Raw genomic sequence first — 9,898 nt, forward strand, 5'->3', positions numbered from 1 at the left:
AGGAACTCTTGATTTGATAGCAGTAAGGTGAGATACAGCAGAAAGGTCCATAACCTCCTGAACTGAACCTGAAGCTAACATAGCGAATCCAGTCTGACGAGCTGAATATACGTCAGAGTGATCACCGAAAATTGATAATGCTTGTGCAGCAAGAGCACGAGCACTAATGTGGAATACACATGGTAATAACTCACCAGCAATTTTATACATGTTAGGAATCATCAACAATAATCCCTGAGATGCAGTATAAGTTGTTGTTAGAGCACCAGCTTGCAATGCACCGTGAACTGCACCTGCAGCACCCGCTTCTGATTGCAATTCGACTAATTGAACTGTTTCGCCAAATAAATTTTTACGTCCTTGTGCAGCCCACTCGTCAACGTTCTCAGCCATAGGCGAAGAAGGTGTGATAGGGTAGATACACGACACCTCGCTAAACATATAAGCTATATGTGCAGCAGCGGCATTACCATCACAGGTAATGAATTTTTTTTCTTTTGCCATTTTACTCCTCCAATTAAAAATATGATTTATGGTAGATTTTATATATTTATTTTAATAAATATCGATTTTTAAAGACACATTTCTGTGTCGGTATTGCATTAATAAAGAAAGCCGAATAACCACAAGGGAATTGTGTTGCCCTTACCACGTTCAATCATATCGGCAGCAACAAAATAATCTTCTGTTCTAAATTTTGGTTCTATAGCAACTGAGCTTCCTTTAATTTCGAAGTTGAATTTCTGATCAACTAAAAAATGACCTCTATCGGTACTGGTTAAAACACTACCTACACCAACTTGGTTATAGAAGAATGTTTCGCGTAGGCTATTTTCTGAGACACTGTCAGGTGATATAGCATAAAGCAGATTCGTATTGTGCAAATACACACGATTAGGTTTCTTGAGCTTTTCTTTATCCTCTTCAGACGTGTTTAATAAATGAATTAGTCGTGCATTTTTCAAATATCCAAGATAATTCATAATAGTAGCCCGAGATGTTTCAACATCGTTGGCAAGCTTGCTTACGTTAGGCTGAAAAGGCACATTACAAGCAATGATATATAGTAATTTTTTAAGTTTAGTCAGATACTTTAGTTCGATTTGATTTAAATAGGTGATATCGAACTCCAGCATTAAATTAATAATCTTGAGTAGATTATCAATGAAACTCTTTTCTTCCAAATAACAAGGGTAATATCCAAATCTTAAATAATCGTTGAAAAAAGCCAGAGGTCTAACCTTCTTTAATATGTCTTCAACAATCGATTCGTGATTTTCAATAATTTCTTCCAGAGTATAGCGCTTAAAATCGCAACCTGTTTCATGATTTAAAAATTCACGAAATGAAAGACCATCCAGATAGTAAATATTGACACAGTCTAGTAAATGTTCATTGGTTTTTACTCTTAGAATAGACGATGCTGTAAAAATGATCTGTAAATCTTGATAATTATCGTAACAGATTCGAAGATCTTGTGCCCATTCTGGGTATTTATGAATTTGATCAAGCAGTAGGGTTTTTCCACCTTTTTTGTAGAATTCGTCTACAAAGGAAACCAGGCCCTTTTCTGTGAAAAATAAATTGTTAAGATTGATATATAGGCAAGACTTATCGTTTTCACGATTGTTTTCTCTTATATAGTCCAGAAGGAAAGTTGTTTTACCAACCCCTCTAGATCCTTTAATTGCAATTAAACGCTGACTCCAGTCAATTTCTTTCCCAAGTTCACGTTTTATTGTGCTTCTTTTATTTTTGAGTAAACTACAGTGAGTTTGTAATAGAGTATTCATTTTCTTAAAAATTGTGCCTTACAAATCTAGAAAATAAAAAACTGTAATTGCAATCTTGAGATTACAATTACAGTTTTAAATTGGAATTTATACTTGATAAAAATAAAAAAGGAACAATGCTGTTTAGCACTGTTCCTTTTTATGTAATAAGCTTTTCGCTTTATGATTTACCATATAATGGTAAAGAAACCTTTGTTTTAAAGAATAGCGTCAGATGAAACTGTTCTTTAATAAGGGATCTTAGTTTTAGACAATTACCTATCGTTCATCGAAATTAAGAATTCTTCATTTGAACGAGTCTTGCGCATTCTGTCACTAATAAATTGCATAGCTTCAACAGAATTCATGTCAGTTAAGAAGTTTCTCAGTACCCAAATACGATTCAGTTGAGCTTCGTCAAGCAATAGATCTTCACGTCGAGTACTCGATGCAGTAAGATCCACAGCAGGGTAGATACGCTTGTTAGATAATTTACGATCTAACTGAAGTTCCATGTTACCGGTTCCCTTGAATTCTTCAAAGATAACTTCGTCCATTTTCGAACCTGTATCGATTAACGCTGTAGCCAAAATGGTAAGTGAACCACCATTTTCGATATTACGAGCAGCACCAAAGAATCGCTTAGGCTTGTGAAGTGCATTCGCATCAACACCACCAGAAAGGACTTTCCCTGAAGCAGGAGAAACCGTATTGTAAGCACGTGCTAAACGAGTAATTGAATCCAATAGGATAACCACATCGTGTCCACACTCAACCATACGCTTCGCTTTCTCTAAAACGATGTTAGCAACACGTACATGACGCTCTGCTGGCTCATCAAAAGTAGAAGAAATAACTTCAGCATTTACTGATCTCGCCATATCTGTAACCTCCTCAGGACGCTCATCGATCAATAAAATGATCATATAAGCTTCAGGATTGTTAGCAGCAATTGCATTAGCAATTTCTTTAAGCAATACAGTCTTACCTGTTTTAGGTTGTGCAACGATTAAACCACGCTGACCTTTACCAATTGGAGCAAACATGTCAACAACACGAGTTGATAGGGTACTCTTACCTTTTCCTGTTAAGTTGAATTTCTCATCTGGGAAAAGTGGAGTCAAGTGATCGAATGGTACACGGTCACGAATAACTTCAGGTAAACGGCCGTTGATTTTCTCAACCTTTATTAATGGGAAATATTTTTCGCCTTCTTTAGGAGGACGGATTGTTCCTTGTACAGTATCACCAGTTTTTAAACCAAAAAGTTTAATTTGAGATTGTGACACATAAATATCGTCAGGAGAATTCAAGTAGTTGAAATCAGACGAACGAAGGAAACCATATCCATCTTGCATGATTTCAAGAACACCAAAGTTGCTTATGATACCATCAAATTCAAATGGTCTATCTTTTTCACGACGCTCAAAACGTTTTTTGCCTTGAGGGGCTCTTTCTTGATGTGTTTTTTCTTGTGGAGCTTTTTCCTGAACATTTATTTTTTGTGGAGACGTTTCTTTTGAAACTTCTACTTGAGGAGCTGTTACCTCTTCAGTCTTTGTATCCTGAACTATAGGCTCAGATTTTACTTGCTCTTTAGAAACAACCTCTTTTTTCTGAATAGCTTCACGTTGAGGTCTGTCTGTTGGGCGAGGATCTTCGCGTCTTCTGCGAGGATTTGGTTTACGAACCTCTCTAACTTCAGTCTTTTCAGCTGTCGCTGGAGCTGGAGCTGGAGTTTCTGGAGTCTCAATTGTTTCAGCTACTTTTTCGCCTTCAGGCTTTTCAGTAGGTTTTCTTTTTTTGTGCAGAATTGACTTTCGAGGTTCCTCTTTGGTAACCTGTTCTTCGTCTTTTCTATTGCTGCGTTTGCGTATAGCTTTTTTATCAGAACTTTTCATTTCTGAAGCTACAATGGCTTGTTGGTCAAGAATTTTGTAGATTAAGTCTTGCTTTTTAAAGGACTCTATTTTTTTAATGTTAAGTTCTTTAGCAATCTCTTTCAATTCAGGCACAAGCTTCTTGTTTAATTCAAGAATGTCGTACATAAACAATATTGTTATATATTTTGGATTTTATGATTTGATAGAAATATTATCTTCTAGGGATTTGATTTTTTGATCTCAGAAAATGGAGATCTACTGGAATTCATCTGCAATATTACACAATAACTTATAGAATACAAAAAAAAAGCAAGCCATAATGTTATTATTGAGTTATCTAAACCTTATACGTCTATATAAATACACTTAATTATGCTTTATTTATATTTCAGATGATCTGATATTTGCTCGTTTTTTTTAGGTGATTCAAAGCTTTTTTATGAATTAAATATTAGGTATGAAAATTTATAGTAACTATTGATTCTTTCCAATTCTAAATTAGCTAAAAAGGTGAAAATTATAGGTTTATGATTTTGATTTTCACAATAAAATATATTCCTTTAAGATAGAGTTTAAAATATTTGATGATTTTTTACCAGGTTACCTAAAATCCCCTAACCGAATATGAGACAATTAAAAATTACGAAACAAGTTACCAACAGAGAGACCCCGTCTTTGGATCGTTACTTGCAAGAAATTGGCAAGGTAGCTCTCGTTACTGCCGAAGAGGAAGTGGCACTAGCCCGGCAAATAAAGAAAGGAAGTAAAACGGCTCTGAATCGTTTGATTAAGGCTAATTTAAGATTTGTTGTTTCGGTATCAAAGCAGTATCAAAATCAAGGGTTAAGCCTATCTGATCTGATTAACGAAGGCAATTTGGGCTTGATTAAAGCAGCTCAACGTTTCGATGAAACCCGTGGGTTTAAATTTATATCTTACGCTGTTTGGTGGATTCGTCAGTCTTTATTGCAAGCATTGGCCGAACAATCTCGAATTGTAAGATTACCCTTGAATAAAATTGGATCCATAAATAAAATTAGTAAAACTCTTGCTCTGCTCGAGCAGGAATATCAGCGTGAGCCTTCACCTGATGAAATTGCTAATGTTCTAGATATGAGTCCTAAGGATGTGAAAGAGGCGATTAGAGCCTCTGGTCGTCAAGTTTCAATGGATGCACCTATAAATTCTGAAGAGGATAACACATTATACGATATTCTTTTAAGTACCGATGATACTGGCCCGGATAAAACTCTACTGAGAGATTCATTGATTATTGAAATTGAGCGTTCTCTTTCGACATTGTCTCATAGGGAAGCGACAATAATTCGTATGTATTTCGGATTAAAGGGCAATCCCCCTGGTTCATTAGAAGAAATTGGTAAGGAATTTGATTTGACTCGCGAACGTGTACGTCAGATTAAGGAAAAGGCAATAAAAAAAATGAAATCGACTTTTAGGTCTAAAATATTGAAAACTTATCTGGGATAGATCCATTGTGCGCAGGAGTATAGGTTTACATGAAAATACGAAAGAAGTGTATTGCAGTTTATTCTGTAGGTACACTTTTTTCTATTTTATAAATCAGGGCTTAATATTAATTTAGAAAGATAAGTTGTGTAAAATCTTTTATCTTTGCCGCATAACAAATAAAAGCCCCTTAAACAGATGCAAACATTAATATCACCTTCATTATTAGCGGCAGATTTCATGAATTTGAAAGCCGATATCGATATGGTAAACAACAGTGATGCCGATTGGTTTCACCTTGATATCATGGATGGCGTTTTTGTGCCAAATATTTCCTATGGTCTTCCTTTAGTTTCGCAAATCAGTAAGATTGCTAAGAAACCACTTGATGTACATTTGATGATTATTGATCCTGATCGTTATATCGAGGCTTTTAAGAAAGCGGGTTCTGATATTCTAACAGTTCACTACGAGGCTTGTACTCACTTGCACCGTACCGTGCAAAATATTCATTCTCATGGAATGAAGGCTGGAGTTTCACTTAATCCACATACACCTATTTCTGTGCTTGAAGATATTATTCAAGATATCGACTTGGTTTTATTAATGAGTGTAAATCCTGGTTTTGGAGGACAAAGCTTTATCGAGAACACTTATACTAAGATTAAAAAACTTAAAGCTTTAATCACTGAGAAGAATACTGATGTTATAATTGAAATTGATGGTGGTGTTAATCTTGAAACTGGAAAGAAATTGGTTGAAGCTGGAGCCGATGCTTTGGTTGCTGGTAGTTTTGTATTCAATTCGACTAATCCAACACAAACTATTGCTGAATTAAAGCAATTATAAGCTATAATCGAAAGATATTTGAAAGCCCAATCTTCATCAGATTGGGCTTTTTTTTTATTCTGATTTGTAAACGTAATCTTGTAGGTAGCTAAAGGCTGGCGTGAGCTGTCCATCTTTGGTAATACAAGCTCGTTCTATAATTTGATCATCAACATCGCCCAATAGTGCTGGGAAAACATGCTCGGTTAAGGCTTTTCCGAAATCTTCAGAAGATTCTCGGGGTAATTCTCCAGGTAAATTATCTACAGCCATTACTGTTACATTTCTTTTGTCGACAAATGGTATTGTTTCCTCTCCTGTAAATCGGTCATATCCGTAAAAAGATGATGCAATTGTAGATGGGCGTAATGTTGAAGGAATTGGCCCGTTAACATCACAACTAACATCAGCAATTACAGAAATATTGAAATCATCCTCCATATAATCTTCAGGTTTAATAAATTTTGGTGATTTCGGATCCCAGTAATGGCAGGCTATAAACAAATCGGTAACTTTGGTAAATGGTTTAAATATTGAACGATACATCTCTGGATAATCGTAGAAGTGTTGAAGGTCAAATTCACTTCCGTCAATTCGTTCAACGTAATTTTCTGGATCTATTCTGCAAACTACAGGTTCATTATACTCTTTGTGTAAAAAATCTATGGGAGAAACCTCTTTTAGCTTTAATACCCGAATGGTTTGCATAGCTCCACTTGCCACTCTACCACCGCCAGTAATTAAAATTTTTATTGGCTTCAAACTAATCTTTTTTAGATGTTTGTACATCTCATCCATATTAAGACATGATCTTGCTGGTGGCAGATCGAAAGAATCGGTACGCATGCCTCGTGCACGTAATGCTTTGTATGCTCCTACCACACCAGCCCAATAACCAAAAGCTACAATACGTTTGCCATTATCATTACACAGGTATTCATAATCGATAAGGGTGATGTTACGTTTTAATATTTCCTGAAGGAGTTTTCGGTTATAAGTTTGTTTTTTTGCTGTATGTGAGAAGAAAAGGTATTTTTTGTTGGGAATGAGGGTTGGTATCGTTACCTCTTTAACGCCAATTAGAATATCACATTCTCGTAAGTCCTCTGTTAAAAAGAAACCTGCTTTACGGTATTCAGCATTGGTGTAACAGCGAATATCGCTGGGTTGAATAAATATACTGACATTGGGATGTGATTTTAATATATTCAAGCCTTGTTCAGGCGTAATGGCTACTCTTCTGTCGGGTGGATTCTTGGTTTCGCGAAGCACTCCAATACGTGTGGGTCTAATCATTATTCTAGTGTGTGTGGTTAAATTTGGGTATAGAAAATCAATTATTAATCTTGATTCCCTTTAAGGATCACCAATTTAATAATAATAGATAAGTTTTCGAAGAAAAAACAAGCTTAATCCAGTTGAATTTCCTAGCTTTGTACAAATTCTGGGGCTGACGTGGCTTTTGACAGCATGAAGAATTAGTATGTAAGCATGTCGAGCATTGTGTATCTGGCTCGTAAATATCAGGTCTCAAACTTTGTAATTGGCGAAAATAACTACGCTCTTGCTGCTTAATCGAATAAAGTAGATTAATGCTTCATCTCTGCTCTAGGAGTAGAGACGAGACATCCAACTTATGGTTCCACCTTGTTCCGGTAAGTATTTGGATGCTATCAATTCAGGGTTAGCTTGCTTCAAGCTTTGGGGAGTTCGCGAAATAAAAAAGATAAGGTTTAGTCTCGGGTGTCCTTTCCCAAACTAGATTCGAAAATTAAGAACGGACTAAACATGTAGAAAGCTTATTAATCGCATGTTTGGACCAGGGTTCGATCCCCTGCAGCTCCACCAGAACATGGCTCAAGTGAGCAAATGAAAATGCCCAAACCTTATGGTTTGGGCATTTTTTGTGCCTTATATTCTCAAGTGGAAAGGTGGCTTTTCCACTTAGCTTTTCCACTCAGCATAAAAGCGATAATTCGACTCTTGGCTTTGAGTGAATTCGATTTGATCTGTTACCTTTGAAGTCTAATTAAGATCTAATTGTCTGAAAATGGGAGCCGAGAGTAAAAGCGAGTTTAGAATTAAGGGATTGCAAGAGTTTTGGGTGAGCACTTTTTGGCGTTATCCTAACCGCTTGTTTGCATTAAAGGCAGCTATTGCTGTGGCTGTTTTGGTGATTCCATTTGTTGCTATGAATCTTTCATTTATTGGAGTAACACTAGCCTTGGGAGCATTGGCTGGAGCCTTATCCGAAACCGATGACCATCCTAAAGGGAGAATAAAAGCATTAATCCTCACACTAATCAGCTTTGCCATATCAAGTGCATCTGTCGAATTATTACGTCCTTTCCCTATTCTATTTGGTGTGGGTTTGGTAGGCTCTACACTCACCTTTATCATATTGGGAGGACTTGGCGAACGATATAGAGGCGTTACATTTGGAGCCTTGTTGGTGGCCATTTATACCATGCTGGGGGAGGATCCTAATATTCAGTGGTATTGGCAACCTCTTTTATTGCCTGCAGGAGCCTTGTGCTATGGCGTCCTTTCTTTATCATTACTTGCCTATCGTCCTTGGCGTTTGTTGGAGGAACAGTTGGCTCAGGGGTTTGAGGATTTATCTTTATACATGAAAAAGAAATCGGAACTTTTCCCCAGCGAAGCTGATGTACAGGAAAAATTGATTAATCGATTATCTCTTCAAAATATACAAGTGGTTAACTCCCTTGAACGTTGTAAAAATGTATTGAATTCCTATGCCGATGCTCTGGATGATCAGACTTTGCTTCGCCCATACTTGCACCAGTTTTTGTTGTTGCAGAGTCTTCACGAAAGAGCAGCTTCGAGTCACGAGAAATACGATTTGTTGAGCAAGGATACCGATAATCATGAAATGCTGGAAGGATTGGGACAACTCCTTTTGCAATTATCACAAGCTTGTCATCAGCTTTCGAAAAGTATGCTGACGGGAATAAGTTATCAGCATCCGGTTGCATTAAAGTGGACTATTTCAGCTTTAAATGATCAAATTAAAAGGCAGATTTCTAATCATGAGACCAATAATCTGTCTCTATTATTGAAAAACCTGACTCAGTCACATATTTCCCTACAGAACCTGAATTTCAATGTTGAAACGGGCTTACTTCCACGAGTGGACAGAGATCGCCGATCGCTATGGGAACGTTTTACCGAACAGTTGAATTGGAATCATCCTCGTTTGCGCTACGCAATTCGACTGAGTGCTTGTTTTTTAATTGGCTATATATTGATGTTAGGTTTAAATATTGAGAAGGGAGAATGGATTTTACTGACCAGTTTGTTTGTGTGTCAGCCCAGTTATAGTGAAACCCGCCGACGATTATTTCAAAGAGTATTAGGAACCTTAACGGGGGTTCTTGCTGGAGTATTCATTGTTCAGCTTTTACCAACTATGGCGGGGCAAACCCTTTTGTTGATTGTTGCGACTTATGCTTTTTTCGTTTGGTTGCGTAAAAACTACGCAGTCTCGGTGGTTTTCGTTACCATATTTGTGATTGCAGCTTTTAATGTGACAGCAGGTAAAGGCCTGATTATTTTGGGACCTCGTATTATGGACACCATCATAGGTGCCGTATTGGCCATTGCAGTGGTTCGTTTTTTATGGCCCGACTGGCAACAGAAACGCCTACCTGGTTTGTTGACTAAAGCTTTGGAGAAGAATAAAATCTATTTCAGTTCCATTCTTTCGGAATATCAGGAGCATAAAACTGACGATTTGAATTATCGAATAGCCAGACACAAGGCTCATTTAGCGGATAATGCTTTAGTTTTGGCATGGAAGAGTATGAAGTTGGAACCTAAAAAGCAGCAGAAATTTCAAAAGCATGCCTTTTCATTAACCTATCTCAATCATGCACTGCTATCTTATCTATCTGCATTAGGTGCTCATAAAAATACGACTAAGTATAT

Annotated in this window: 6 protein-coding genes, 1 other RNA gene and 1 pseudogene; 4 read left to right on the forward strand and 4 right to left on the reverse strand. The window is 36.9% G+C overall.

The genetic code is table 11. The features are described 5' to 3' along the window. The 3 genes and pseudogenes from ABY905_RS09945 to rho all read right to left on the reverse strand — a co-directional run. Positions 1-504: pseudogene (locus ABY905_RS09945) on the reverse strand (pyruvate:ferredoxin (flavodoxin) oxidoreductase); the annotation flags it as partial. Between the two features lie 98 nt (positions 505-602). Further along, positions 603-1,793 carry an ATP-binding protein gene (locus ABY905_RS09950; RefSeq protein WP_372643151.1) on the reverse strand — a complete coding sequence of 397 codons (1,191 nt, stop codon included), beginning with the start codon at positions 1,791-1,793 and terminating at the stop codon, positions 603-605. A 254-nt stretch (positions 1,794-2,047) separates the two neighbouring features. Next, the gene (gene rho, locus ABY905_RS09955) at positions 2,048-3,820 is read right to left on the reverse strand and encodes a transcription termination factor Rho (RefSeq protein WP_372643153.1); all 1,773 of its coding nucleotides are present in this window, start codon (positions 3,818-3,820) and stop codon (positions 2,048-2,050) included. 459 nt (positions 3,821-4,279) lie between these two features. On the opposite strand from rho, the gene ABY905_RS09960 reads away from it, so the two are divergent. Next, entirely contained in the window at positions 4,280-5,143 is an 864-nt protein-coding gene (locus ABY905_RS09960; RefSeq protein WP_372643156.1) for an RNA polymerase sigma factor RpoD/SigA, read from the forward strand. Between the two features lie 177 nt (positions 5,144-5,320). Beyond that, positions 5,321-5,971 (forward strand): ribulose-phosphate 3-epimerase, encoded by a 651-nt coding sequence (gene rpe, locus ABY905_RS09965; protein ID WP_372643159.1) that lies wholly within the window; start codon positions 5,321-5,323, stop codon positions 5,969-5,971. 54 nt (positions 5,972-6,025) lie between these two features. Here the strand turns inward: rpe and ABY905_RS09970 are convergent, their stop codons facing one another. Then, on the reverse strand, positions 6,026-7,246 hold the full coding sequence (locus ABY905_RS09970) for an NAD(P)-dependent oxidoreductase (protein WP_372643161.1): 1,221 nt from the start codon (positions 7,244-7,246) through the stop codon (positions 6,026-6,028). 150 nt (positions 7,247-7,396) lie between these two features. Between ABY905_RS09970 and ssrA the strand changes: the two genes are divergently transcribed. After that, positions 7,397-7,798: a transfer-messenger RNA gene (gene ssrA, locus ABY905_RS09975) on the forward strand. Positions 7,799-8,000: 202 nt separating this feature from the next. Continuing rightward, positions 8,001-9,898, forward strand: a 1,898-nt coding sequence (gene yccS, locus ABY905_RS09980; protein WP_372643163.1) for a YccS family putative transporter, incomplete at its 3' end; no start/stop codon positions are given.

Source organism: Ancylomarina sp. (genome assembly GCF_041555295.1).
In the GTDB taxonomy this organism is placed as follows: domain Bacteria; phylum Bacteroidota; class Bacteroidia; order Bacteroidales; family Marinifilaceae; genus Ancylomarina.

Bases quoted from the DNA above. Each gene is read 5' to 3' on its own strand.
- ABY905_RS09950 (WP_372643151.1), bottom strand. From the start codon at position 1,793: ATGAATACTCTATTACAAACTCACTGTAGTTTACTCAAAAATAAAAGA.
- rho (WP_372643153.1), bottom strand. From the start codon at position 3,820: ATGTACGACATTCTTGAATTAAACAAGAAGCTTGTGCCTGAATTGAAA.
- ABY905_RS09960 (WP_372643156.1), top strand. From the start codon at position 4,280: ATGAGACAATTAAAAATTACGAAACAAGTTACCAACAGAGAGACCCCG.
- rpe (WP_372643159.1), top strand. From the start codon at position 5,321: ATGCAAACATTAATATCACCTTCATTATTAGCGGCAGATTTCATGAAT.
- ABY905_RS09970 (WP_372643161.1), bottom strand. From the start codon at position 7,246: ATGATTAGACCCACACGTATTGGAGTGCTTCGCGAAACCAAGAATCCA.